This is a genomic window from Prosthecobacter sp. (assembly GCF_044232965.1).
Taxonomy (GTDB): Bacteria; Verrucomicrobiota; Verrucomicrobiia; order Verrucomicrobiales; family Verrucomicrobiaceae; genus Prosthecobacter.
This window is the reverse complement of the sequence record NZ_JBIIKX010000078.1, coordinates 1-25,765: the sequence shown is the minus strand read 5'-3', so window position 1 is coordinate 25,765 and position 25,765 is coordinate 1. Positions and strand designations below refer to the sequence as shown.

The following is a 25,765-nucleotide window of genomic DNA, read 5'->3' as shown; positions in this document are numbered from 1 at the left end:
GGGCGATTCCCAGTTCAGGGAAGGTGTGTTGACTCATAATGCGATCCCCTCGGGTTTTGAGGGTCGGCATAGTCCCACCGATAGGGGAGATAGCAAGGTCTTTGATCGTCGGGGGCGCTTCGCCTAAAAAAGCTGTTCGAGAACATAGACGATTTGCAAAAGCCCTCATAAGATGGCGTTTCTGTCACCCACCAACCAGCGGGTCGTTTGTGCCCGCACCTCATCATGTCCACAGCCACCGCCTCCGCTCCCGCCTCCGCTCCCGCCTCGTCTGCCCCTGCTCAAGCCCTGCGCAACGCCGTCATCCGCCTCGCCGGAAACTCCCAGGATGGCATCCAGTCCATCGGTGGCTTCCTCGCCCGGCTCGCCGGCCGGACGCAGCACGATGTGATGACCTACATGACGATTCCCTCCACGATTTCGGGCGGGCCGTCGATTTTCCAGCTCCACCTTGGCTCCGGCCATGTGCTCACCGCCGGGGATGAGGCCGATGTGCTCGTAGCCTTCTACCAGCACAGCTATGACAGCCACATCAGCTCCCTCCGGGCTGGCGGCATCTGCATCTACGAGAGCGCCGAGGTGACAGAATTCAAAACGGATCGCGGCATCCACCACATCGGCGTGCCATTCACCGCCGCCACCATTGAGGCCATCGGCGGCAGCGCCCGCGACCGTGGCAAGAACATGTTCGTGCTCGGCCTGCTCTGCGCCGTTTACCAGCTCGACAAGGAAAAGCTCGCGGGCATCGTTACCCGTCAGTTCGGCAAGAAGGATGAAAGTGTGCTGCGCAATGCCATGCTGGCCTTTGACGCCGGTTACGCCTACCCCATCGGCGACATGGGCACCTTCAACCTGGAGGAAGGCGAGCACACCGACGAGCACCGCATCAGCACCGATGGAAACACCATCATGACCATGGGTCTCATCGCCGCCGGTGTGCGTTACGGTTCTGCGTATCCGATCACTCCTTGGTCCAGTATCATGGAGACGCTGCGCAGCGAGTTGCCGAAATACGGCGGCATCTATGTGCAGGCAGAGGATGAACTCGCCGCCGTCTCCATGACCATCGGCGCGGCCTACGCCGGTCATCTCGCCGTCACCGGTAGTGCCGGCCCGGGGTTGAGCCTGAAAATGGAGGCGCTCAGCTACGCCAGCATGGCGGAAATCCCTCTCATCGTCATCAATGTGCAGCGTGGCGGCCCCTCCACTGGCCTGCCCACCAGTGTGGAGCAGTCCGACCTCATGCAGGCCATCTATGGCAGCCATGGCGACTGCCCGCGCATCGTTCTCGCCCCGCAGGACGTGGAAGACTGCTTCTACATCGCCCTGGAGGCTGGCAGACTGGCCCGCGAATACTCCTGCCCGGTCATCATCCTCAGCGACCAGGCGCTCAGCAGCCGCATCGAGGCCTTCACCGAGCCGGATCTCGACAAGCACTGGGTGGAGCCCACGCTGGACCTCTCCGACCGTGGAGAGGACTTCAAGCCGTATCCGCTGGACAAAGTCACCCACCACGCGCCTCCGGGCACGAAACTCGCGGGCAAATACCCGCACGTCACCGGTCTGGAGCACGACGAGCACGGCCATCCTTCCGGCAGCCCGAAGATGCACACGCAGATGACCGAGAAGCGCCGCAACAAGCTCGTCGAGCTCAGCAAAAAACTCCCGCTGCCTGAGATCTACGGCGAGCAGGAGGGCGACGTCCTCCTCATCGGCTGGGGCAGCACCTACGGTCCGATCAAGGAGGCCGTGAACCGCCTCCTGGCCGAAGGCCACAAAGTCGGCGCGGCGCACATCCGCCACATTCACCCCATGCCCGCCGGACTCGACCGCCTGTGGGCCAAGTTCAAGAAAGTCGTCGTCGTCGAGATGAACGACTACGGCCTCTACGGCCACGGCCAGCTCGCCATGATGCTCCGCGCCGCCTACGCCGAGCCGAAGATCCAGTCCGTCTGCAAGACCGACGGCCTCGCCTTCCGCATCCGCGAAATCGTCACCGGCGTTGAAAAAGTCATGGCCGCCAACTGATCCGCCCCGCTTACCCAACCTTTCACTTTTCCACCCATGTCCTCCGCCACACTTGACGCCCCGGCTGCCACTCCTGTCGCCGACAAACTCACCAAAAAGATCCTCACCGCCGACCACCCGACCTGGTGCCCCGGCTGTGGCGACTTCGCCGTGCTCGCTGCCTTCTATAAGGTGCTCGAAAAGCTCCAGTATCCGCATGAAAAGATCGTCTGCGTCGCCGGCATCGGCTGCTCCAGTCGCTTCCCGTATTTCATGAACACGCACGGCATCCACTTCATCCACGGTCGTGCCCTACCCCTCGCCACCGGCATCTCCCTCAGCCGTCCCGATGTGCATGTCTTTGTCTTTGGCGGTGACGGTGATGGCTTCTCCATCGGCGGCAACCACCTCAACCACGCCGCGCGCAAAAACATCAAGCTCACCTACGTCATCATGGACAACTACGTCTATGGCCTGACCAAGAAGCAGACCAGCCCCACCAGCCCGCAGGGCTTCAAATCGAAAACCGATCCGACCGGCAGCATCGACCGTCCGATCAACCCGATGAAGCAGCTCCTCGCCAGCGGTGCCACCTTCATCGCCCGCACCCATGCCGCCCAGGTCAAGCACATGGTCGATACCTTCGAGCGCGCCATCCTGCATGACGGCTTCAGCGTCGTCGAGTGCCTCAGCGAGTGCGTCATGTTCTACGAAGGCAGCTTCGATGACAGCACTCCACGCAAAGGCGGCGTCTATGACATCATCGACGAAACCCAGCACGACGTGCAGGACGACGTTGCCGCCTACAAGCTCGCCGATCTGCCCTCTCCCGGCAAATTCGGCGTCTTCTACCAGACGCAGCGCCCCACCAAGAATGCCATGGAGCAGAAATGGATCGATTCCACCCAGGCCAAGCTCGGCGGCGCCAGCCAGAAGGATATTCTGCGCAAGCGCCTGGAGATCATGCGGTGATCGCAGCAGTCAAGGAGTCAGGAAGTGGTCAAGTAGGTCAAGTCGGTCACGGCACGACTTCTTGACCACCACTTGACGTTTTGACCAATCTTGACGAGGGAGCACCGCCCGCCCATGCGCATCCAGACTCTCGATCTCCTTTTCCAAAACACCCCCGGCCTCATCGCCTCCTATCTCGTCGAGAGCGCCGGGGAGTACGCGTTGGTTGAGACGGGACCGGGATCGACGCTGGAAACCCTGCGCACGGCGATTCGGGCCGCAGGCGTCGAGGAATCTGCCATCCGCAAGGTCTTCGTCACCCACATTCATCTCGATCACGCCGGGGCGGCCGGCTGGTTCGCGCAAAACGGGGCCACGATCCACTGCCATCCTAGTGCTGCGCGGCATCTCATCGACCCCTCTCGTTTGATCGAAAGCGCCCGCATGGTCTATGGGGATCAAATGGACCCGCTCTGGGGCTCCATGCTCCCCGCGCCAGCGGATCGAGTCCTCGCCATGCAGGACGGCCAAAGCGTGAAGTTTGGTGATATCGAAGTGCTCGCTTGGGACACCCCCGGCCATGCGCGTCATCATCACGCCTTCGTCATTGGCGATGTCTGCTTCACCGGCGACGTGGCCGGCATGCGGCTGCAAAACACGCGCTATCTCTCCGTTCCTGCCGCCCCGCCGCAGTTTGATCCCGTCGCTTATGTCCAGTCCGTGGACCGCCTGAGCGCTGCGAACTTCAAGACGCTCTACCTAACGCACTTCGGCCCTGTTCACGATGTGACCTCTCACTTGACCGCCTATCGTCCGCGCATCACGGAAATCCACCAGCGCGTCGCCGCCTGGCTGGCCGAAGGTGTCAGCGAGGAGGAAAACCGCGCTTGCTTTCTCGCCGCCGAACATGCCATCGCCCTGCAAAACGGCCTCACCGAAGCGCAGTGGCAGATGTGTGAAATCGGCAACGGCACCGCCATGTGCGCCGACGGCGTGCGCTTGTACTGTGTGAAGGGTCGGTGAGCAAAGCTGGCCTGGCGCAATTTGAGCTTGTCCGAGGTGAAAGGATTTTTCTATCCTCCACACCTATGATCCACGGACGCACTCCTCTATTTCGCCAAGTCATGAAGCTTCTGCTGCAAAGCATGCCGGAGCAGGAGGGGAGAAGAAGGTTCATCAAACAGGCCGCGATGGCGGGAGCGGGGATGCTGCTGCCAGCTTGTGCGACGACCGGCGGGGACGGCAAAAAGACGATTGCCATCGTGGGCGGTGGGATTGCCGGTCTGACGGCGGCGTGGCGGCTGGTAAATAAAGGCCATGAGGTGCATCTTTACGAGGGCAGCAACCGCACGGGCGGGCGCATGTTCACCAAGCGTCAGTTCAACGCGGACGGCCAGTTTGTGGAGCTGGGAGCCGAGCTGGTCGATACCAATCACAAGCACATCATCGCGCTGGCGAAGGAACTCGGCGTGAAGATGCAAAACCTGCGCCGGGGCGAGACCGGGGTGGATTTTGTCTGGTTGGAGGAACGTTTGCGCACGGATCATGACATCCCGGCCGCATTCAAGCCGCTGGGCGCGAAGATCGCGGCGGATGCGGACGGTTTGTACGATGCGGAGGGCAATTTCACGGACAAGGCGCGTCAGTTCGACCGCATGTCGCTTGCTGCTTACCTGAAGGATCGCGGGTGTGGCATTGAGCCGTGGGTGATCCAGCTCCTCATCGCCGCGTACGAGCCGGAACTCGGTGCTTCGGCGGAGAAGCAGTCCTGCCTGAATCTCATCGACTTCATCAATTCTGATGTGTCCGAAGGATTTCAGATCTTTGGCGACAGTGACGAGGCCTGGCGCATCCAGGGCGGCAACGACACGTTGCCCACCGTGCTCATGGAGCGACTCGGCAGCAAGGTCACCCTGCACCTGGGGCACAAGCTCGCAGGCATCGCCGACCAAGACGGCCGGGTGACGATGAAGTTCAGCACCCATGCCGGTGTGAAGACGGTGGACTACGAGCGCGTGATCCTGGCCATTCCCTTCACGGTGCTGCGTGGTGTGCCGGGGGTGTTTGACCTGCCGCTGACGGCTTCCAAGAAGCGCTGCATCCGCGAGATGGGCTACGGCACCAATGTGAAGGTCTTCCGCAGCTTCACCCGCCGCATGTGGCGTGATCCGGTGCCTGGGCGCGACTTCATCGGCAACGGCAGCGCATTCGCCATGGAGCCGACCTTTCAAAACGTGTGGGAGACCAGTCGTGGACAGCCTGGTGAGCGCGGCATCATCACAAATCTGCTGGGTGGCCGCCGCGGGGAAAATTATTCCGAAGGGATGATGGCCGGTTATCTTGACGAACTGGATGCTGCCATCCCTGGCTTGAAGAAGGCTTATGATGGCAAGGCCGCCGCGATGAACTGGCCCAAACAGCCTTTGACCAAAGGCAGCTACAGCTGCCCCTTCGTCGGCCAGTACACCTGGATGTATGAGGAGTCACCTAAACCCGCGCTGGATGGTCGTCTCATCTTCGCCGGTGAGCACACCAGCACCGTCTCCCCCGGCTTCATTAACGGCGGCGTTGAGTCCGGTGAGCGGGCAGCGCTTGAGGCGATGGGCTGAGCGTGAGTATGGCGCGTCGTGCTTATGCCTGGGCAGGCGCGGCGGTCTTGCCCTTTTTCATGATCAAAAGAGCGATGGGCACACCGACTCCGATCACAAGGAGTGTGATGCCCAGTACCGGACGGTAGGCCAGCCAGGCAATGGCGATGGTGGCGAGGGAGGTGGGCACGGCGATCACCAAGGCGATCAGCGACGTGCCGAAGCGCATGATGCCGCCGAGGAATGGCAGCGCATCCGCCAGCACGCCAAGCGGGGCCAGAAGCATGCTCATGCCGATGTATAGGGCGAGGAAGCCAAGGAAACGCAGCAGCCACGTCATCATGTTGTTGGTGGCCACGGCGGAAGCAAACATGTCTGCCGCTGGCACCACGCCATCGTCCACCAGTTCAATGCTGGTGCCGGCCTTGGTGCGGTAGGGTTCCAGCCTGGTCCCGCGTTGCTGAGCGACGACCGAAACCTCGGTGGGCATGACGGCCTTGAAGGTGATGCGCACATCACCGACCTGCGGCCCCGCTGTCGTTGTCGTGGTGGTGGTTGCTGGAGTCACAATGCCAGAGCCCAGAGGATTCGCGGTCGCCGCCGGGGGGCTGGCTGGAGCAGCCGCGGAGCGGTAGATGGTGTTTCCCTGCGCCTTGAATCCAGCGGGAAGCTGGGCTGGTGGAGGCAGGGGGGAGGAATCCCCCACTTGCCCTGCCAGGCTGCTGCCAAGCTGGAAACCGCCGAGTGTCACGACTTTTGCCGACTGTGAGGCCGACTCCAACGGCATCACGCCGGGATTCGCATGCTTGTCCGCCTCTTTGAATTCGTCTGACGGGATCACCTTGTCCGACCATGCCTTTTCATAAGTGTAGGTGGTCGTGGTCTCGGTGCCGCCGCCGACTTTGTTCTCTGTCTTGCTCGTGCTCTTTTCCTTCCATTGCAACATCTCCACATGGCGTTCAAGACGCAGCGCCTTGGCTTCGAGGCCGAAGATGTCGTCGCGCAAGGTTTCCGTGGTGGTGGCCAGCCCGCTGAGATGAACGAGCTTGCCCTCGTTTGCGCTGTCGGCGGTGGCTGAATCCACGCTGACAACCGCGGCCGAGCCTTCGGCTAGCCCTTGGGCGGTTTTCACCGCGCGTCCTTCATTCCAAGCGGTGACGCCGATGCCGATGAGAAACAGGATGATTCCTCCGAACATTCCTCCCACACTTTTTCCCAGACGGGAAAACCAACCTTCGCGAGTGACTTCAGTGATGGCCATATAGGGTTCTTTTTAATGTCTTGGTGCCGTTCTGGCAATGCTCAATCGCCAATGTCTGATCAAAACTCTGCCGCGAGCCGTTCAAACCTTCATCCTTCGGCATCACCGTCTGGCGCGGCGTCGGCGCGTGACGGCCTTGCGAGCGCGTGCCGCAAGCACGGTCCTGCGGCCCAGGACCAGCAGCGCCATCAGCACCATGGCGCGAACCATCCACCAGCGTTGCCCTCTCGAAGCCGTCGCAGGTTTGCTTTCCGCTTCCTTCACGAACGGATCATCCGCAAAGCCTGTGGCATAGAGGAATTCAGGTTCTTGGGCGCTGAACGGCATCTCAGTGACGAGGTCGTCCTGCTCAAAGACGCCGCGAATCGTCTGCAGCGGTCCGGTTTGCTCAAAAATCTCAAACTCAATCCACAGGCTCTCGATCAGGCGGTCTTTGACCTCATGCACGAAGGTCACATCCACATTTCGTGCCGTGTACTCCAGCTCGTTCATCGGCGGGCTCTTCATGGCATTCGGCCACAGCCACGCAAACCGGGCCTCGGCCCCAAGCGCGGTCTTCTGCTGGTTGATTAGGAGCTTCACATGCTTGTTGAGGTAATCAACGATGCCCGACTCCGCCGCCGTCAGTTCAGACATGCTGATTTTTGTGTCCCCGTCGCTGTCGATCTTCATAAACCGCGTCAGCGTGAAAAGATTGAAGGTGAGGCGAGTTTCCAGCCGGTGTGGCTCCACCTTCACCCGCAGGTTGCTTTCGTCCGCCACATGAGCGTGGGCGGCTTGGCACAAGCTTAAGGATAGCAGGGCGGACGTCGCGATTTTTCGCATCATTTTCAATCGGAACCTCATCCGGCCCAATCTGGCAAAGGCATGGCATCTTGTGAAGATGTTTGTTTGTCGCATGAGGGCATGCTTGATTAACCCATGGCATCCTACAATACGCACCATGTCAGCATCTTCGGTCTCGGTTACGTCGGGGCGGTGACGGCGGGCTGTCTGGCGGAGCAGGGGCATCACATCATTGGAGCCGACGTGCAGCAGGCGAAGGTGGATGCCTTCAAGGAAGGCATCTCGCCCATCATCGAGCCCGAACTTGAGGCGTTGCTGCAATCAGCCAGGAGTGAGGGCCGCCTCGACGCCACGACGGATGCCACGGCCGCCGTCAAAGCCTCGCAAGTCAGCATCATCTGCGTCGGCACGCCTTCCCAGGCCGCAGGCCGGCTCAATCTCGACTTCGTGCGCAAGGTCTCCGCGCAGATCGCCACCGCAATCCGCGAGAAGCAACAGCCGCACACGATTCTGTTCCGCAGCACGATGCTTCCAGGCAGCACACGCGCCATTGTGAGCGAGTTCTTCGCCGATCTCATCAAGTCCGGCCTGTTGAGGGTTTACTACTGCCCCGAATTTCTTCGTGAGGGCACTGCTGTGCGCGATTTTCGCGATCCTTCGCTCGCCGCTGTCGGCACTCATGATGGGAATGCTCCGACAAGCACGGAAGCATTCGATTTGCTCGGCAAGAACGCGCAAATCCTCGCCTGGGAGGGCGCTGAGCTGCTGAAGTATGCTTGCAATTACTTCCATGCCCTCAAGGTCGGCTTTGCCAACGAGATCGGTCGCATGGCGAAGCATCTTGGCGTCGATGGTGCCCGCGTGATGGACGTGGTGTGCCGCGACGAGCGGCTGAACATCTCACGCTACTACATGAGGCCCGGCAACCCGTTTGGCGGCTCCTGTTTGCCGAAGGACGTGAACGCGCTCAGTGGTCTCGCTCGCATCGAGGGTGTGAATCTGCCGCTGCTCGATCATGTGATGGAGTCCAACCAGGCGCAGTTCGACATGCTGCTCAATCAGATCGCCGGCAAGGACGCCCGCCGCGTCGGCCTGCTCGGTCTCGCGTTCAAAGCCGACACCGACGACATGCGGGGCAGCGCGATGGTCGCCATTGCCGAAACGCTGCTCGGACGCGGCTACCTGCTCCGCATTTTCGATCCGTCGATCAATCTCACGCGCCTCATCGGTGCCAACGAAGCCGAAATCCAACGCCGCATGCCGCATCTGGCGCAGTTGCTCTGCGATTCGGCCGAAGAAGTCGTGCGCGAGAGCGATGTCATCATCGCTTCCCAGAAGTGCGTGGAGGTGGAATCGCTGCGCGACGTGGCCGGGGCAGGGAAGCATGTGATTGATGTGAACGGCTGGCCGGAGCTCAAGGCGCTGCCGTGGAGCTACGAGGGCATTTGTTGGTGAGGCGAAGCGCAATCCGCGCCTTGCACGCCGCGTGTGTCTCGTCATCATCCGCGAACCATGCCAACCACCTATCATATCGTTCCCACTGAAGCCCACAACGCACTCGTCCGCGCCGCCTACCAGCATCGCGGCTACACGCAGGCGGAGGCGGCTGATGGTGCACGGTTTTGCGAGATGGCGTCCGCTCACGGCATCCGCACGCACAACGCCATCAAGGCGCTGCATCTAGACCACTTGTTTGGCAGCGCCACCGGCGGCTGCAAGCCCGGCGCGGAGATCGAAGTGATCAAGAAGTCCTTCGCTGCGAGTGAAGCTTGGGACGGCAAATTGAAGCTCGGCCAAAGCGTGGCCTTCAGCGCCATGGAGCGCTGCATGGAGATGGCGGACAAATACGGCATCGGCCAGGTCAGCGTGGACAACGCCTTCCACTACCTCTGGGGCGGCGGTTACGTCATGGACGCGGCGAAAAAAGGCTACATCGCCTACACGAACTGCACTTCAACCCTCGGCGAGGTTGTGCCATTTGGCGGCAAGTTCCCCGTGCTCGGCACGAATCCGCATTCCTGGGGCCTGCCGACGCAGGATGCCTGCGGTTTCCCCATCGTGATCGACTGGGCCACCTCCACCGTCGCCATGGGCCGCGTGCAGCAGCTCAAGCGCGAAGGCAAGCCGCTGCCTCCCGGTGCTGCGGTCGATAAAGAAGGCAAACCGACCACCGACGCGAATGAAGCGGCCTGGCTGCTGCCCTTTGGCGCACACAAAGGCTACGGCCTCTCGCTCCTCATCGAAGTCATGGGCGGCATGATCGGCGGCGGTCTGCCCACGCTGCGCGGCGGTGGTGCGCATCCTGACATCAAATCGAAGCCCTTCCCGGCAGGCGAGAAGCGCACCAGCAGCTTCTACTTCCAGGTCATCCATCCTGACGCCATCAGCACCGGCCTCTTCTCCAACGGTCGCAACTTCAATGAGAACATTAAGGCGGTGATCGACGACATCCTCGGCCACGGCAACGAGAACTGCATGCTTCCTGGCCAGCCCGAGGCGCAAAATGCCGCGCACACCGCGAAAGCGGGCGGTTTGCTCTTCTCCACCGCCGAAGTCGAGGCGCTCAACGAGATCGCCGATGAAGTCGGCTCGGCACGCTTCGACGTGGCGGGCCTGAAGACTTACGATGTGCCGTAAAGTAGCCCTCTCGCTCCGCGAGAGGAGCTCACCGGCCACATGACTGAAACGTCTCCGGATTTCGGAGACGTTGATGTTGTGCGAAAGCGCTCAGCTCATCTTGCGGAGCAAGATGGCTACTGTACGCCTCAATAAATCATCGCGTTGTCTGGCGCGGTCGTTTCCTCGACCTTGGTGGCTTCGATGATGGGGACGGTTTGGTCGCCCTCCTTTTTGTAGCCCATCTTGCCCACGACCTTGATCCAGGCCATTTCCTTGAACTCAGGGGCCTTCTTGCCGAAATCCACAGGCACCGAATAGGGCCGTGCGTCGGCGGCGCAGCACTGGACGAGCATGCGGAAGATGCGCAGGCGGTGGCCTTCGGCGTTGTTCACCTTTTCCGGCAGCACCTGGGCGATGGTTTCGACCATCTGGCCGGTGAGCACCTTCTGCACCTCGACATCGCCGCCGGTGTAGTAGAGTTCGGGCACTTCGAGGATGAAGTTGCCGTCCTTGCTCTGTGGCACCTGGGCCTTGAGGTCTTCAAGTGTGAAGGTGCCGTAGCTCTTCGATTCCTGGGCAGGCTTGGGGAGATCTTTCTCGTTCACCTTCTTGGTTCCGTCGGCCATCGCGGCACTCGCGGTGGCGACTCCGGGGGGCGGCGCGTTGTTGGACGTGGTGGGGGGCGTGGCAGTGCCAGCATCCGCCTTGGGCGCGGTTGTTTTCGGTGCGGCGGCCTTGGCGGCCTCCATTTTGTTTGCCAGGGAGAACTGCTCAGCGCGTGCGCCGGTGCCGTAGTTGGGGGTGTAGAAGTTCTTGTTGAGAATGGCGTTGGCGCTGAACTGGTCCGGCGTGCGCACGGCGGCCAGGGTCAGCGGCACGGCGAGGATGAGAATGGCCGTGAGGCGGCCGATCCAGCTTCCTTCCTCCAGGATGCCGTGGGCGTGGTCGTGCTGCGCGTGATCATGGGAATGATCGTGCGTGTGCGCATGGCCGTGGTCGTGACCGCAGCAGCCCTCTTTGGGGTCGTGCTGGTGCTCGTGCGTGTGTGCATGCCCGTGATCGTGGCCGCAGCAGCCGTCTTTGTGCTCATGCTGGTGCTCATGAGCGTGGTCATGGCTGTGATCATGCCCGCAGCCGCCTTCCTTGTGTGAATGCCCATGATCATGACCGCAAGGGCCGTCGTGGGCATGATCGTGGTTGTGACTGCAGCAGGCACCCTCGTCCTGGGAGTAAGTTAAGAGGTTGAACAAGGCCAGCACCACCAGGCCGATGCCGCCGATGAGCATCAGCGGCCGGAACAGGCCGTCCGAGGGCAGATAGTTGATGACGCGCCCACTGACGTGGAAGTAGATCATCACGCCGCCCCAGAGGATCAGGAGCAGCACGCTGAGGAGATGAATGAGGAGACGTTGCGCTTTCATGGCAGAAATCAGGGGTGGGAGGCTTTGACCGCGGCGGCGGGTTTTGGCTGAATTTGATCAATCATCATCGTCCACGGCTTCGCCAGGCCCGCCACCATCACAAACATGACGATGCAGAGCCAGATGACGAACTTGCGGCTGAACACCGCCGAATACATGAAGATGAGCTTCACATCCAGCATCGGCCCGAAGGTCAGAAAGGCCAGCTTCGCGGCGCTGGAGAAGGCGGCCATCGGCGCGGCGATGAAGGCGTCCGAGGTGCTGCACAGCGCCAGCACAAAGGCCAGGCCCATCAGGGACGGGATGGCCGTCCAGTCGCTGCTCGCCACCAGATCCACCTTGGCCTGGTCGATCTGTGTGTTGAAGACGCTGGTGATGATCACGCCGATGGCAAAGTACATCGCCGTGTCCAGGAAGTCGCGCATCGCTGTGCGCATGGCATGCACCAAGCGGTCGTTGAAGGGCGGCTTGGCTGGCTCCTCAGTCTCGGCGGCGGCTCTGGCCACTCCGGCGGCCACGCTGGCGCTCAGCACCTCGCCGGGCTTCTTGCGCAGCAGCAGCAGGCCCACGATCACGGCAATGGCATAGCCCAGCGAGATACGCGCGAACGCCATGCCGCCGCTGCCCAGCACACCGGTCTTGGCCTCCACGTTTTGAAAGGCACTCATCGTGCTGAAGATCACGATGGGGTTGATGATCGGCGCGCTGACGAGGTAGGTGATGGCACAGGACAGCGGCAGCCCCTTTTGCACCAGCCGCCGCACCACCGGCACCACCGCGCACTCGCACACCGGGAAGATCAGCCCCATGAACCCGGCGATCAGCGTGGACAGCACCCGGTTCTTCGGCAGCACACGCTCCAGCAGCTTCGAGGGCAGAAACGCCGCGATGAAGCCGGACATCACCGTGCCGATGAGAATGTAGGGAGCGCCTTCGAAGACAATGCTCAAGAAGGACATCAAAACGTCCCCCAGACGACTGGGAGCGGGCAGTTCAGCGAGAAAAATCATGGATTGGGACTGTCTAAACGCTCTCCAGGGGCGGGTTCAAGCGGGAAAGCTGAGGTGGCCGCTTGATTCGCAAAATGAGATTGCCATGGGCGGGCGGTTTTGATGCAATGGGCACATGATTGAGATTCCGAAACAGCGCTGGGGATGCTTGCAGTGGGGCGCAATTGGCTTCGGGTTATTGCTCGTGGGGTTGTTTGATGTTCGAGGCACCCATCCTCGGGCTCAAATGATGGGCATGCAGTTGAAAGCTATGAACAACTGCACGCAGATCATTCTCGTGCTGAAGATGTATTCGAAAGACAAAGGAGGAATCTATCCAGATCGCCTCGGTGGCTCTTTGCGTTCATCCAACGAAGTTTTCCGAAAGTTGTTCGGAATTGAAACTGACGATGAACGTATCTTTGGCTGTCCTGACAGCCCTTTTCAGCCGGACGGCGTGACAGGCAGCCCGCCCGCCTTTGAAAAAGCTCTCGGTGCCGGTGAATGCCATTGGATGCTGCTGAAACATCAGGGAGACGCCTCCCATCCAAAGATCCCTATCATCATTGAAAACAGTTTGAAGCCATCCTGGCCTCCCAAGTGGGACATCGCACGCCCTGCGATTCCCCAGTGGCTCGGCGACACTTCTCGAAAGAGAGGCCGGTCTTGGCGAGGTAGCGAAAACATCATCGGGCGCAACGACGGCTCTGTTGCTGTGGAGAAACTTCGCCCTGACGGCACGCTGGACTGGCATTCTCCCAACAACCTCGGCCCCGATGGCAAAAGCTGGCTTGACTCACTCACACCCGAGCAAATCGCGAAGCTGGAATACTGGGACATTGAAGAGAAATAACCTCGGATTGCGCCAGCTTTGCGCATCGGTGGGCGTGAATTGCTTTGGGCTACAAGGCGGCGGCAGGAGCGCGTTCATGGGGTAACGCGCACGGAAATCCAACCTGACCCACATCCCATGAAAGCACTCCTTGCCCCGCTCCTCCTCAGTCTGGCGATGACCGCCACCGTCTTCGCCGCCTGGCCGATCAATGAACTCTGTCCCGTGGACAGCAAGCCTGCCCGCCCGATCTACCGCGTGAAGACCGCAGACGGATTCGTGGCCTTCTGCTGCACCGATTGCATGCAGAAGTTCGCCAAATCCCCAGGTTCCTTCAAGATGACCAAGAAAGAAGTGGTCAAATAGCTCCACGCTGGTCTCGCATAGATTCCACCGATCCAGGCTGGCAGGCGGGTTCATGCGGCGTTTGTTGCCCGCATGAATCCATCCACAGCATTTCAACTCGACGGGCGCGACATCTGGGTCTTCGGCGGAGCGGGGTATCTCGGCCAGGCCGTGGTGCGGCAACTGGTCTCGATGGGAGCGCGGGTCTTGTGTGTGGATCTCGAAGATCGTGCCGCCCGGATGGTGCATGAAACGGACCTGTCATCATCGGTGACGCCCGCCACGCTCAATGCGGCAGACACCACGGCAGTGAACGCCTTTGTGCAGGATCAGACCGCCACACGCGGTGTGCCGCACGGCCTGGTGGTGATGACATACGCCTCCACGGCGAAGCGTTTCAATGATCTCACCGTGGAGGACTTTGATCACGCGAATCACGGCAACCTCACCGCCACCTTCGCGCTCGCACGCGCCGTGGGCCAGCGCATGGCGGAGCAGGGCAGGGGCAGCCTTGTGCTGTTCTCCAGCATGTATGGCAGTGTCTCGCCTGATCCCACGGTGTATGCCGCGCCGATGAATCCGAACCCCATCGAGTATGGCGTGGGCAAGGCGGGTATCCAGCAGATGGCGCGTTACCTGGCCGTGCATTGGGGGCCGCAAGGCCTGCGCTGCAACAGCATTTCCCCTGGTCCTTTCCCCAATCCGACGCTGCAACGCGAGAAGCCCGAGTTCATCGAGCGTCTCTCCCAGAAAGTGCCCCTGCGTCGTGTCGGACAGGCGGATGAGATCGCAGGCTCCGTGATCTTCCTGCTCAGCGATGCCTCATCCTTCATCACCGGCCAAAATCTGGCCGTCGATGGCGGCTGGACCTCCTGGTGACGTAGCGGCGGGAGTCAGCACGCCGAAAGAGCTCTCGTCATGCCCATCAATCCTCGTGAGAAGACGCACGTCTTCCGCTACGAACTTGCGCGTTCATTCTGCATTCGTAACTATTCAGGAGGAGGGGGATTCGTGCTCATTCGCGGATATTCGCGATCATTCGCGTTGAGAATTGAAGGCGCGGCTTTTTTTCAACGCGAATGGCCGCCAATGAGCGCGAATAAACGCGAATTTGAGATGGGTGCTGAATAGTTTCCATCATTCCTCAAACCGTCGCCCCCCGCACGAACTGCGGCATCAGGCGCAGCGCCTTCGGCGGCAGCTTGCCGGTTTCCGCCAGTTGCAGCGCCGCCTTGGACACCCTGCGGGCAAACTGCGCCGAACTCGCGGCGTAGCAGGTGACGGGCGGGACGGCATGCTGGAGAAACGGCTCGTTGTCGCGCGAGACCACCGCCATGTCCTGTGGGATGCGCTTGCCGCGCTGCATGAGAAACATCATCACCGTGAGCACATGCACCGTCCGTGCCACGACGCAGGCCGTGGGCGGCTGCGGTGAGCGCAGCGCCTTTTCCAGCAGGGCGCAGAGATGCTCGGGCGTGCTGTTGTGCCGCAGCACCAGCAGGCTGGCGGTTGCATCGCCTCGCAGGGCTTCGAGCAGTCCCTGCTCGCTCTCAAGATCGCCGCCGAAATCGCCATCCGGGCGGATCAGAGCGATGCGCCGGTGGCCTTTGCGCCGCAGCAGCGCCCCGGCATGCCGACAGGCGGCGCGGTAGTCCGCGTCCACCGATGGCAGCGGCACGCCGTGCGCACATGAGCCGACCACGAGGCAGGGCAATTGACGACGCACAAACCACTGCTGCACCGGCTCCAGCGAGCCAAACAGAACCCACACGGCGGCGGGCGATCTCGTCGTCAGCGCCTCCAGCGCCCGTGCCGGTTTGCTGGAGAAACAGGCCACGCTGACATGGATTTCGAGGCTGAACCCGGCCTGCGAGAGTTTATCCCGCAGTTCATCCACCATCACCACCGAGGAAGCGGCCATGGCCAGCAGCGGACGCGAGGACAGGATGGCGATCACTCGTGAAGGCACCGGCTCCGCGTGAGATTTTGGTGCTTTGATGCGCCGCCGCTGCCGCTGCGTGACCTCCAGCAGGCCGTCGCGTTGCAATTCATCCAGCGCGGAGCGCAGTGTGCTGCGGCTCACCTGCAAACGGGCGCACAGCTCGCGCTCGCCCGGCAGATGCCCCTGCCAGTGCCCGGCTTGCATGGACTCGCGCAGGCTCTGCGCCGTCAGACCCGCCAGCGAGACACGCTGGGGTGGTTTGGGGCCGGAAGGGGAGGGGGGATTCATCTGGTGCTGGCAACAGACCAGCATCATAGGCTTGTTGCCGCTCGTTTGAAAAGCCTACTTTAAAACACATGTCTCCCACCTCGCGTCCGCTCTCTCACAGCGATCTTCTTCAACTCAAGCGCTGGAACACCCCAACGATCTACAACGGCTGGGAACAGATCACGAAGCACAACCCCGGCGCCGACGCCTTCAACATCGAGGAGACCCGCGATTTCATGCCGCAGATGGGCCCGATGGTTGGTTATGCGGTCACCTTGGTGATCGAACCCGGCAACGCCTCGCACCGCCAAACGAATCCTAAGGCTGGAGAAGAGTTCCGCCGCTACATCGCCAGCATTCCAGGTCCGAAGATCATCGTCGTGCAGGATCTCGACAAACCACGCGTCCTCGGCTCTGCCTGGGGCGAGGTCAGTGCCAGTATGTTTCGCGCCCTCGGCTGCGTCGGCACCATCACCGACGGCGCGATCCGCGATCTCGATGAAATGACCAACGCCGGCTTCAAAGCCCTCGCCCGCCGCCTCTGCGTCGGCCATGCGCATGTGCATCCCGTGCGCTGGAACTGCGAAGTCGAGGTCTTTGGCCGAACCGTTCATCCGGGTGACCTCATCCACGCCGACAAGCACGGCTTCATGGTCATCCCACCCGAAGACCAGCCGAGATTGCTCGAAGCCGCCCGGTTTATGGACTCAAACGAATGCACCACCGTCATCCCCGCCGCCCGCGACAGCGCAGGCCGCAGCACGGACGAACTCCTCGCCAATCTCGAAGCCTCCATCACTCAGTTCAGTGCCAACGTGAAAGCCAAGTTCAGCCGCGAAGGCGAGTGGTAGCCAAATCAAGACTCATGAAACTCATCACACTCTTTCTTGCCATCGCCTGTCTGGCGCACGCCGAAAGCATCATCACGCTCAACGTCGAACCTTCCAAGGAACACCCGCGCAACTCCGAAGGCTCCTTCGCCACGCTGGCCTCCGGCCGCGTCATCTTCATCTACTCGCAGTTCTACGGCGGCAATGGCGATGAGAGCCCCGCACGCCTCGTCAAAATCCATTCCGATGATCAAGGCCGCACCTGGAGTGCTCCGGTGACCGTGGTGGAAAACACCGCAGGCAACAACGTGATGAGCGTCTCGCTGCTGCGCCTCGCCAGCGGCAAGCTGGCCATGTTTTACTGCATCAAAAACAGTTGGATCGACTGCCGCCCGCACATGCGCCTCTCCAGCGATGACGGCGAGACCTGGACCGAGCCCAAGCTCATCCAGCAAGCTCCCGGCTACTTCGTTTTGAACAACGACCGCGTCATCCAGACCGCGAAAGGCCGTCTCATTGTGCCGCTAGCCTTTCATCGCTCCCGCGGCACCGATCCGCACACCAGCAAATCGTGGGACGCACGCGCCATCGCCACTTGGCTCTACTCCGATGATGAAGGCACCACCTGGACCGAATCCTCAAGCTGGTGGGCCATGCCCGTGCGCAGCGGCAGCGGCCTGCAAGAGCCCGGCGTCGTCGAACTCGCCGATGGCAGCCTCTTTTCGTGGTCCCGCACCGATCAAGGCACGCAATACAGTTTCCGCTCCAGCGATGCAGGCCAAACATTCACACCACCCGAGCCCACCGAGCTGAAATCGCCCAACGGTCCCGCCAGCATCAAGCGCCTTCCCGGCAGCAGCGACCTCCTCGCCATCTTCAACGATCACTCCGGCATATTTCCGTTCCCGCCGAAGAAGCGCAATCCCTTCGTCGCCGCTCTTTCCACCGACGGCGGCAAAACTTGGCCACAGCGCAAGCTCATCGAGAGCGACCCCGACGGCCTCTACCACTACACCGCCATCCACTTCATCGGCGACTCCATGCTCATCGGCTACTGCGCCGGCGACAGCAAGGTCGGCGCTCTCAATCGCCTCCGCATCCGCCGCATCACACTGGATTGGCTGCGGTAATCGTCATGGCGGCTGAACTCACACACGACTCATGACGCACACTTTCACATTCATCACCACCCTGTTACTGGCTCCGCTGGCGGCGCTTCTTTGCCTCGCGCCCTCCGTTTCTGCGCAGGATCGAAAGCCCGTCCTCGTCGAATCGAAGCGCATTTGGGACCAGGCCAAGAACAACTCCTTCACCGATCTCACCCGCTTTCGAGACCAGTGGTTCTGCTGCTTCCGCGAGGGCATCGCGCATGCTGGCGATGACGGCAAGGTGCGCGTGCTGCATTCGCCCGATGGCGTCGAGTGGACCTCAGCGGCGCTGATCGATGAGGCGGGTGTTGATTTGCGCGATCCGAAGTTCTCGATCAAGCCGGATGGGCAGTTGATGATCATCGCGGGTGGATCGGTCTGGAACCAGGAGACCAAGCCAGCGCTGCTCAAGACGAAGCAACCGCGTGTGATGTTCTCCACCGATGGCATCACCTGGACCAAGCCGGCCAAAGTTCTCGAAGAGGGCCAATGGCTCTGGCGCGTTGATTGGCACGAAGGCAAGGCTTATGGCATCAGCTATCCTTACCTGCGTGCGCAACACCCCGATCCCAAGGTGGCGGAGGCTGCGGAAACGAACGGCCCGGTGCCGCCCGGTCCTTATCCGTGGAAAGTGAAGCTCGTAACCAGCACAGATGGCTTGAATTGGGAACTGGTGACGCATCTCGACGTGCCCGGCCGTCCCAACGAAGCCACCGTGCGCATTCGCCCGGATGGTGAAATGATCGCGATGGTGCGGCGCGAACGCGGCAACTACTTTGGCTGGATCGGCAGCAGCAAGCCGCCGTATCGCGAATGGCGCTGGCATGAGACCGAGCACCGCTTTGGTGGACCGAACTTCATCGTGCTGCCCGATGACTCGCTTATCTCGGCAGGCCGCAGCTATCGGCAGCCTTTTTCCACCGTGATCGCCAGCATGGACCGTGAGCACTACGACATCGCGCTGAAGCTCCCCAGCGGCGGCAGCGATACGGGTTATGCAGGCATGGTGTGGCACAAAGATGAGCTCTGGGTCAGCTACTACTCCTCGCATGAGGATAAAGACGGCAATCCACCTCCGAACCGCCATGTGGAGCTGCCATGCGCGATTTACATAGCACGCGTCCGATTCCAAAAATGAAGCCCATCGTAACCCTGCTCACCACCCTCCTCGCACTCCCTCTGCTCGCCCATGCACAGACCGTTTCACTGAAACCCAGTGAGGCAGGCATGAGCGTCGAGATCGATGGGCAAGTCTTCACGGAATACATCACCAAGGAGGTGGCGCGGCCCTACATGTATCCGCTCATCGGTGCGGCTGGGGTGAATGTGTCGCGAGAGTTTCCGATGAAAAAGGATGTGCCGGGCGAGGCGATGTTTGTGGATCATCCGCATCATCGCTCGCTGTGGTTTGGACACTCGCGGATCAATGAAATCAACTTCTGGGCGGAGTATCAGGTGTTCGGCAAGCAAGTTCACTCCGGCTTCTCAGATGTGCAGGCCACAGGCAATCAAGGGCGCTTCACCGCCTCGACGCGATGGATCGGACCGGACAACAAGGCCGTGATGACTGACGAGCGCCGCATCACCATCACCGCGCTGCCAGAGGGCGAGAAGACACTCGATTTCGACATCACGCTGAAGGCCACTGAAGGCGATGTCTTGATCGGTGACACCAAAGAAGGCACCATGGCCCTGCGTCTCTGCCCATCGCTCAGCATGAATAGCAGCAAGAGCGGCGTGAAAACGGGTCCCTCAACCGGGCACGCATTCAACAGCAACGGCGTCCGCGATCTCGATATCTGGGGCAAGCACGCGAACTGGGTCTGCTACTACGGCCCCGACCCGAAAGGCAATGCCGTCGGCGTCGTCATCTTCAGCCATCCCAGTAACTTCCGCTCTCCCACCACCTGGCACGCCCGCGACTACGGACTCTTCGCCGTGAATCCCTTTGGCCTTCACGATTTCGAACCCGACAAGCCCGCAGGCGCTGGCGACTACACCATCAAGGAAGGCGACAGCCTCACCCTGCGCTACCGTTTCTACTTCGCCAAAGGCCAGCCAAAGCCCGAGACTCTGGAGGCGAGATTCCAAAGCTATGCCAAAGAGGAGTGACCCATGTCTGCTGTTCGTCTTTTTGCGATAAGCAGAAGAGGTGTCTCTCAAGCTCCCGGCTCATCGATGAGCCGGAAACTGGGATGCGCCAAGTGGAGTGCCGACACCGATCACCTGATACACGCATGAATATCACCTTCACACTTCTCATCACGCTGCTGCTCGCATCGCTAGCCCCACTCCGCGCCGTTGAAAAATCCGCCATCCATATCCTAGACCGCGCGGTGCTCTTCGCGCACACCAGCACCGATCCGAAGGACCCAGCGAACCATTCGGGATACAATCTCGGGCCGAGCATCGCGCTGCTGCCGGATGGCCGGTTGATGGCCGCGTGGTTCTCGTCGCCATCGGAAGGGGCCGAGTCGCAGCGCATCGTGCAGGCGTTTTCATCGGATCAAGGCCGCACCTGGGGCGAGGCGACCGTCTTGCAGGACATCGCGGGCAGGGCCGACTTCGATCCCTCACTCTTCGTCGCCGGGAAAGAGACGTTCTTGTTCTTCTCCTGCTTCGATCCGCAGATCGACATCTACTTCCGCCGCAGCAGCGACTCGGCCCAGACATGGACAGCACCGGTGAAGCTCCACCAGCCCAATCACACCACACGCTCCAATGGCGTTACTTTGTCCACCGGCGAGTTGCTCGTGCCGCTTCACACACGCGGCACAAAGGCCGGCGGCGTGATGAAATCACGCGATGGTGGCCAAACGTGGACGCGCTTCGGTGCAGTGGCCAATCCCGAAGGCCAGGGCGGCGAGCCGACCATTGCGGAGACGAAGTCCGGCAAGATCCACATGATCCTGCGCACGAAGGACGGCCAGCTCTGGCGCTCCATCAGCACCGACAAAGGCGAGACCTGGAGTGCGCCTGAAAAGACAGGCCTCACCGCCACATCGAGTGCCTCGCACCTGCTTTGCACACGCGATGGCACGCTTGTGCTCACTTACAATCCCGGCCCCACGCCTCTGCGCTTTCCACTGCACATTCGCACCTCCCGCGACGAAGGCGTGACGTGGAGCGAGCCCGCACTCCTCGCCGATCGCCCCGCGAAAGTCGGTGGCTGGTCCATCTGCTATCCCACCCTGACCGAACTCCCCGACGGCACGCTCGCGGCCATCTGGGCACAGATCAAAGGCTCGCCCGGCGAGCTGTATGGCGACATCCACGCGGCACGGATCGTCTTGAAGAAATGAGCCCATCATGAAACTGGTTTTCATCATCCTATTCGTCATCGCCACGATGCCGACAATACAAGCCGCTAATCCAGTGGCTGCTGCCAAGGCCACTCTTCCGGATTTTTCACCGAAGGCGGAGTATGCGGATGATCGGCGCATGCATCAGGGCATCCCTAGCATCGAACGGGCGAAGAATGGCCGACTGTGGGCCGCGTGGTATGGCGGGGGCCTTGGGGAGGATCAGCATAACTTTGTCATGCTCGCCACGAGCGGCGACGACGGGCTCTCGTGGTCGAAGTTGAAGCTGGTCATTGATCCCGATGGCAGCGGGCCGGTGCGGGCCTTTGATCCTTGCCTGTGGCACGATCCGCAGGGGCGTCTGTGGTTGTTTTGGTCGCAAAAGGACCCAGCCTCCATGCACAACTTCGCCATCATGACGGAGGACGCTTTGGTGGAGAACCCGGTGTGGTCGCAGCCGCGTTACCTCAGCAAGGGCGTGATGCTGAACAAGCCCACGGTGCTCACTTCGGGCGAGTGGCTGATGCCCACCTGCATTTGGCGTGACGAACACAGCTCGCGCATCCTGCGCTCCACCGATCAGGGCGCGACTTTTACAGAGTTCGGCAGTGCGACGATCCCGAAATACGAGGACCGGAATGGCGACGAGAACATGATCGTCGAGCGGAAGGACGGTTCGCTCTGGATGCTCGTGCGCACAGGCTACGGCCTCGGTGAATCGTTTTCCAAAGATCGCGGCAAGTCGTGGACGGACGTCGCCACGTCAGGCATCCAGCATGCAGAGTCGCGTTTTTTCATCCGCAGGCTCGCCAGCGGGCGACTGCTCATGGTGCGTCATGCGGGCACGGTGCGTTCGCATCTCACGGCGTATCTCTCGGAGGATGATGGCCGCACTTGGGGCAAAGGATTGCTCATTGATGAACGCGGTGGCGTCTCCTATCCCGATGCCATCGAGGGTCCGCCAGGCGAGATCCGCCTCATCTACGACTACAATCGAAAGACCCTCGAGAAGCAGGTCCTCATGACCGTTTTTCACGAAGACGATGTCCTGCGCGGCAGCTTCAGCGAAAAGGCAAGGCATCGTGTCATCGTAAATCAGGCCACCGGGCGAAATCCCATCACGCAGCCCTACGATGTGGCCGTCTTCGGGGCCACACCCAGCGGCATTGCAGCGGCCATCGCTGCAAAACGCGCTGGTCTCGCGCACGTCACACTTGTGGACCCTTCCGCGCATGTCGGCGGACGTTTTGCCGAGACGATTGGCTTTGGCGAGATCGACCGCATGAAGCCTGAGAGTGTCGGCGGACTGTGGACTGAGCTGCGGGTCAAAGTGGATGCTCACTACGGCAAAAAGACCGCCACGCCGGAGCCGCATATCATGGAGCAGATCCTCAGTGAATGGCTCAAAGCCGAGGGCGTGGTCTTTGCGGATCGTTTCCAGCCCGTGCGTGCCGAAAAGAAGGGAGCGCATCTCGTGCGGATCTTTTCCGACTATCGTGGCCGCATTGAGGCTCCGGTGTTCATTGACGCCACCTACTACGGCGATCTGCTGCCGCTCGCGGGTGTGAGTTTCACCATCGGTCGCGAATCCCGTGCGCAGTATGGCGAGTCACTCGCCGGCGTGCTGCTGAAACTCGAGAATCCGCCTGGTCCCATCGATCTCCCCATCATGAGCAGCCCCATCAGCGGCCTTGCTGCCGATGGCAAAACGCTGCTTCCGCATGTGCAGGGCCTCACCACCGATGTGCGTGAAGGCGATGGCGACAAGCACCTGCAATGCGCCAATCTTTACGCCTGCCTCACCAAAGATCCCGCCAAACGCGTGGAACTCACCGTGCCGCCCAACTACGATCCCGCCGAGTTCGAGTTGCTGCGGCGCGAAATCGCCCGACTCGGCAAAGACGCTAAGTTTGGCTTCGGCGGCGGAGTCCCCGGCCAAAAAACCAAGATGAACGACGGCGTGAACTACCTGCTCCACTGGGGCCTCGCTGGCGGTGCGGACGCCTATCCCGCCGCCACGCCGAAAGAGCGCAGGCAGATTTGGGAAACGCATCGTGGCTACACGCATCGCATGCTGTGGTTCCTGCGCACCGATCCCTCCGTGCCCGAGTCCATTCGGCAAAATCTCCAGCAATGGGGCCTGCCGAAAGATGAGTTCACCGACAACGGCCACTGGCCCTACGACCTCTACGCCCGCGAAGGCCGCCGCATGATCAGCGACTTCGTCATGACCCAGCGCGACCTCTTTGCCGACTTCACCAAGCCCGATGCCATCGCCCTCGGCAGCTTCCCCGTGGACTCGCACGTCGTGCGCCGCCTCGCTTCGCCGGATGGCAAAGAAGTCATCAATGAAGGCGGCTATCTCGTCATCCCGCCCATTTATCAGATTCCCTATCGCGCCCTCGCACCGAAGGCCTCCGAGTGCGACAACCTGCTCGTCACCTGCGCCCTCAGCAGTTCCCGAGTCGCCTTCAACTCCCTCCGCGTCGAGCCCACCTGGATGATGCTCGGCCAAGCCGCCGGCACCGCCGCTGCGATGACGCAGAAGGACAAAACAACCGTGCAGCGCGTGAATGCATCGGAACTCCAGCGGCGTTTGCGTGAAGCCGCTGTGCCGTTTCAGAAACCGTGACTCCAACACTCCAACATGAACCGTCGTCATTTTCTGCATCAAACCGGAGCCGCTCTCGGTTCGACCGCCCTCACGCCGCTGCATCGTTCCCTCGCGGCAGTCGTGAATGAACCACGCCGCGCCGCCACGTTGGAGGAGGCTTACAAACAGCTCGGGTTTGACCCGCACGCAGGCGACAGCTTCACCGCGCTGTGGATGGCTGACATTCACTACGGCGGCGGTAAGCCGGAGGACATTCTGCCGCCGATGATCGCCGAAATCGCGCCGATGAATCCGCGGCCGGCCTTTATCGGCATCGTGGGCGATCTGATCTGCGCCGCCTCCAGCAGTTTTGGCACTATTCCCAGCGAGAACGACCGCAAGATCGCCGTGGAAGAGTATCGCGCGATGAAGCCGCACTATGAAGAACTCGCGCGACTCGCACCGGTGAAGCTCACGCTCGGCAATCACGATACTTACCCCGGCGAGGATGACCACGGACTGTTTCGCAGCGTCTATGGCGACACACCCGTGACTCATGCGTTCGAGACCAAAGGCGTGCCGTTCATCATCGCCAATGGCGGGAGCTGCGGACTGCTCGGCGATGCCCAGCAGGCGTGGTTTTGCGATCAGGTGAAAAAGCTGCATCGCCCCGGCGGCACACTCATCACCGCCGTCCATCAGCCCTCCGTTGGCAGCATCGTGCGCGAGCGTGGCATCACCTCCGCCGTGCGTGCGGCCTTAGCGGAAGCGCGTGGCAAGCTCTGGCTCATCGGCGGCCATGAGCACGAGAATCGTGACCGGCAGTTTGCCATCCCGCGCGGCGAGAATGTGATGAATGCCTGGATCACCGCGGGCAACCGCACCTCCTGGGGCAAGGAGAATCCCGGCTACTGGGTCTGGTGCTTTAGCGCAGGCCGGCTCGTGGGCCGCATCTTCCGCCACGTCGGAGATGCCGCCGGTTACACACTCTCCGCACCCGAAGTGACGGCAAGAGCAGAGCCTCTGTTTTTACCTTTCGAGACTCAGGCGGACCTGTTGTGGAAGGTGCTCGTCGGTGAAGGCGATGAACCTTACCGCCGCACGACCAAGGCCGCCTGGTGCCTGAACTATTGGACCTATGTGCGCCAGCTCGACTACGAGTTCCCGCTCAGCCTCGCAAAAGGCAAAGCAAAGCGCTGCGTCGTCCTCATGGCCTCCATCTCCGACAAACCCACCGGGTTGTCAGTTTCCGCCAACGGCAAAGCCTGGGACCCCATCGAGAACTCGACCGAGCGCAATGGCTCGTATGTCACCTTCACCATCCCGCAAAGCTGTCTGGACGTCGGCACGCTGTCGCTGCGCATGACCGAATGCGCGGTAAGCGGTTTCGCGCTGACGGCATAGAACGGTTCATTCCACTCACCCACTCATTATGAAGCTCACTGTTACCATTGTCAGCGCCGTCCTGCTCTCGGTGAACGCCTTCGCCTGGGGGCCGCATAGCGAGATCGCGCAGGCGGCGCTCGACGCGATGGGCGCAAATGATCCGCTGGTGCAGCGGCTCGGTCCCGATGCGAAACGACTCGCTCAATATGTGTGGATGGCAGATCTCCGGCAGTCGTTGCTCGTGCGCTCGGACGAGGTTTTCTATGCCGACGACTACCTGCTCTTTCCCGCCGCCACCCGGCACTACCAGCACATCTGCCCGGAGGTGGAGCAGACTTATTCGCCGTATTTTCGCCGTGCGTTGCAGGCGGTGCGCACGGAGTCCACGCACAATGCTTCGCGTTGGATCGGTTCGCTGCTGCACTTCACCACGGACACCGGCTCTCCTCCCCACGCGGCGGGATTCCTGGGCCCGGCTCATTCCAAAATGGAGAACTG

23 protein-coding genes are annotated in these 25,765 nt (G+C 61.3%); 18 read left to right on the top strand and 5 right to left on the bottom strand.

Annotated features, from left to right (window positions below; translation table 11 throughout):
* Positions 1 to 225: 225 nt before the first annotated feature.
* The 4 genes from ACILSI_RS22780 to ACILSI_RS22765 all read left to right on the top strand — a co-directional run bounded on the left by ACILSI_RS22780 (position 226) and on the right by ACILSI_RS22765 (position 5,567).
* On the top strand, positions 226 to 2,028 hold the full coding sequence (locus ACILSI_RS22780; RefSeq protein ID WP_395724221.1) for a 2-oxoacid:acceptor oxidoreductase subunit alpha: 1,803 nt from the start codon (positions 226 to 228) through the stop codon (positions 2,026 to 2,028).
* Between the two features lie 36 nt (positions 2,029 to 2,064).
* On the top strand, positions 2,065 to 2,979 hold the full coding sequence (locus ACILSI_RS22775) for a thiamine pyrophosphate-dependent enzyme (protein ID WP_395724220.1): 915 nt from the start codon (positions 2,065 to 2,067) through the stop codon (positions 2,977 to 2,979).
* 114 nt (positions 2,980 to 3,093) lie between these two features.
* Positions 3,094 to 3,981, top strand: coding sequence for an MBL fold metallo-hydrolase (locus ACILSI_RS22770; RefSeq protein WP_395724219.1), 888 nt, complete (start codon positions 3,094 to 3,096; stop codon positions 3,979 to 3,981).
* Positions 3,982 to 4,082: 101 nt separating this feature from the next.
* Positions 4,083 to 5,567, top strand: a complete 1,485-nt coding sequence (locus ACILSI_RS22765; RefSeq protein WP_395724218.1) for a flavin monoamine oxidase family protein — start codon at positions 4,083 to 4,085, stop codon at positions 5,565 to 5,567.
* Between the two features lie 22 nt (positions 5,568 to 5,589).
* Here the strand turns inward: ACILSI_RS22765 and ACILSI_RS22760 are convergent, their stop codons facing one another.
* Both ACILSI_RS22760 and ACILSI_RS22755 read right to left on the bottom strand, forming a co-directional pair.
* On the bottom strand, positions 5,590 to 6,807 hold the full coding sequence (locus ACILSI_RS22760; protein ID WP_395724217.1) for a TMEM43 family protein: 1,218 nt from the start codon (positions 6,805 to 6,807) through the stop codon (positions 5,590 to 5,592).
* 102 nt (positions 6,808 to 6,909) lie between these two features.
* Positions 6,910 to 7,635 carry a hypothetical protein gene (locus ACILSI_RS22755; RefSeq protein WP_395724216.1) on the bottom strand — a complete coding sequence of 242 codons (726 nt, stop codon included), beginning with the start codon at positions 7,633 to 7,635 and terminating at the stop codon, positions 6,910 to 6,912.
* 93 nt (positions 7,636 to 7,728) lie between these two features.
* Here ACILSI_RS22755 and ACILSI_RS22750 point away from each other — a divergent pair, with 93 nt between their 5' ends.
* A complete protein-coding gene (locus ACILSI_RS22750) occupies positions 7,729 to 9,048 on the top strand; it encodes a nucleotide sugar dehydrogenase (protein ID WP_395724215.1) in 1,320 nt (439 codons plus the stop codon).
* 57 nt (positions 9,049 to 9,105) lie between these two features.
* Entirely contained in the window at positions 9,106 to 10,230 is a 1,125-nt protein-coding gene (locus ACILSI_RS22745; protein WP_395724214.1) for an Ldh family oxidoreductase, read from the top strand.
* Between the two features lie 128 nt (positions 10,231 to 10,358).
* Here the strand turns inward: ACILSI_RS22745 and ACILSI_RS22740 are convergent, their stop codons facing one another.
* Both ACILSI_RS22740 and ACILSI_RS22735 read right to left on the bottom strand, forming a co-directional pair.
* Entirely contained in the window at positions 10,359 to 11,633 is a 1,275-nt protein-coding gene (locus tag ACILSI_RS22740) for a hypothetical protein (protein WP_395724213.1), read from the bottom strand.
* A gap of 8 nt (positions 11,634 to 11,641) precedes the next feature.
* Positions 11,642 to 12,643: a permease gene (locus tag ACILSI_RS22735; protein ID WP_395724212.1), complete on the bottom strand. Its 1,002-nt coding sequence runs from the start codon at positions 12,641 to 12,643 to the stop codon at positions 11,642 to 11,644.
* A gap of 115 nt (positions 12,644 to 12,758) precedes the next feature.
* Here ACILSI_RS22735 and ACILSI_RS22730 point away from each other — a divergent pair, with 115 nt between their 5' ends.
* The 4 genes from ACILSI_RS22730 (at position 12,759) to ACILSI_RS22715 (ending at position 14,930) form a co-directional block, all read left to right on the top strand.
* Positions 12,759 to 13,475, top strand: coding sequence for a hypothetical protein (locus ACILSI_RS22730; protein WP_395724211.1), 717 nt, complete (start codon positions 12,759 to 12,761; stop codon positions 13,473 to 13,475).
* 117 nt (positions 13,476 to 13,592) lie between these two features.
* Entirely contained in the window at positions 13,593 to 13,820 is a 228-nt protein-coding gene (locus ACILSI_RS22725; protein WP_395724210.1) for a hypothetical protein, read from the top strand.
* 72 nt (positions 13,821 to 13,892) lie between these two features.
* Positions 13,893 to 14,678 carry an SDR family oxidoreductase gene (locus tag ACILSI_RS22720; protein ID WP_395724209.1) on the top strand — a complete coding sequence of 262 codons (786 nt, stop codon included), beginning with the start codon at positions 13,893 to 13,895 and terminating at the stop codon, positions 14,676 to 14,678.
* Between the two features lie 39 nt (positions 14,679 to 14,717).
* Positions 14,718 to 14,930 carry a hypothetical protein gene (locus ACILSI_RS22715; RefSeq protein ID WP_395724208.1) on the top strand — a complete coding sequence of 71 codons (213 nt, stop codon included), beginning with the start codon at positions 14,718 to 14,720 and terminating at the stop codon, positions 14,928 to 14,930.
* A gap of 13 nt (positions 14,931 to 14,943) precedes the next feature.
* Here ACILSI_RS22715 and ACILSI_RS22710 read toward each other — a convergent pair whose 3' ends face one another.
* A complete protein-coding gene (locus ACILSI_RS22710) occupies positions 14,944 to 16,029 on the bottom strand; it encodes a substrate-binding domain-containing protein (protein WP_395724207.1) in 1,086 nt (361 codons plus the stop codon).
* A 68-nt stretch (positions 16,030 to 16,097) separates the two neighbouring features.
* On the opposite strand from ACILSI_RS22710, the gene ACILSI_RS22705 reads away from it, so the two are divergent.
* The 8 genes from ACILSI_RS22705 to ACILSI_RS22670 all read left to right on the top strand — a co-directional run.
* Positions 16,098 to 16,859: an RraA family protein gene (locus ACILSI_RS22705; protein ID WP_395724206.1), complete on the top strand. Its 762-nt coding sequence runs from the start codon at positions 16,098 to 16,100 to the stop codon at positions 16,857 to 16,859.
* A gap of 14 nt (positions 16,860 to 16,873) precedes the next feature.
* Entirely contained in the window at positions 16,874 to 17,968 is a 1,095-nt protein-coding gene (locus tag ACILSI_RS22700; RefSeq protein ID WP_395724205.1) for a sialidase family protein, read from the top strand.
* Positions 17,969 to 17,999: 31 nt separating this feature from the next.
* Positions 18,000 to 19,124 carry an exo-alpha-sialidase gene (locus ACILSI_RS22695; RefSeq protein WP_395724204.1) on the top strand — a complete coding sequence of 375 codons (1,125 nt, stop codon included), beginning with the start codon at positions 18,000 to 18,002 and terminating at the stop codon, positions 19,122 to 19,124.
* On the top strand, positions 19,121 to 20,098 hold the full coding sequence (locus ACILSI_RS22690) for a PmoA family protein (protein WP_395724203.1): 978 nt from the start codon (positions 19,121 to 19,123) through the stop codon (positions 20,096 to 20,098). Before ACILSI_RS22695 ends, ACILSI_RS22690 begins: the two co-directional genes overlap by 4 nt.
* 125 nt (positions 20,099 to 20,223) lie before the next feature.
* Entirely contained in the window at positions 20,224 to 21,288 is a 1,065-nt protein-coding gene (locus tag ACILSI_RS22685) for a sialidase family protein (protein WP_395724202.1), read from the top strand.
* 7 nt (positions 21,289 to 21,295) lie between these two features.
* A complete protein-coding gene (locus ACILSI_RS22680) occupies positions 21,296 to 23,920 on the top strand; it encodes an FAD-dependent oxidoreductase (RefSeq protein ID WP_395724201.1) in 2,625 nt (874 codons plus the stop codon).
* Between the two features lie 15 nt (positions 23,921 to 23,935).
* Entirely contained in the window at positions 23,936 to 25,285 is a 1,350-nt protein-coding gene (locus ACILSI_RS22675) for a metallophosphoesterase family protein (RefSeq protein WP_395724200.1), read from the top strand.
* 28 nt (positions 25,286 to 25,313) lie between these two features.
* Positions 25,314 to 25,765, top strand: a 452-nt coding sequence (locus ACILSI_RS22670) for a hypothetical protein (protein ID WP_395724199.1), incomplete at its 3' end; no start/stop codon positions are given.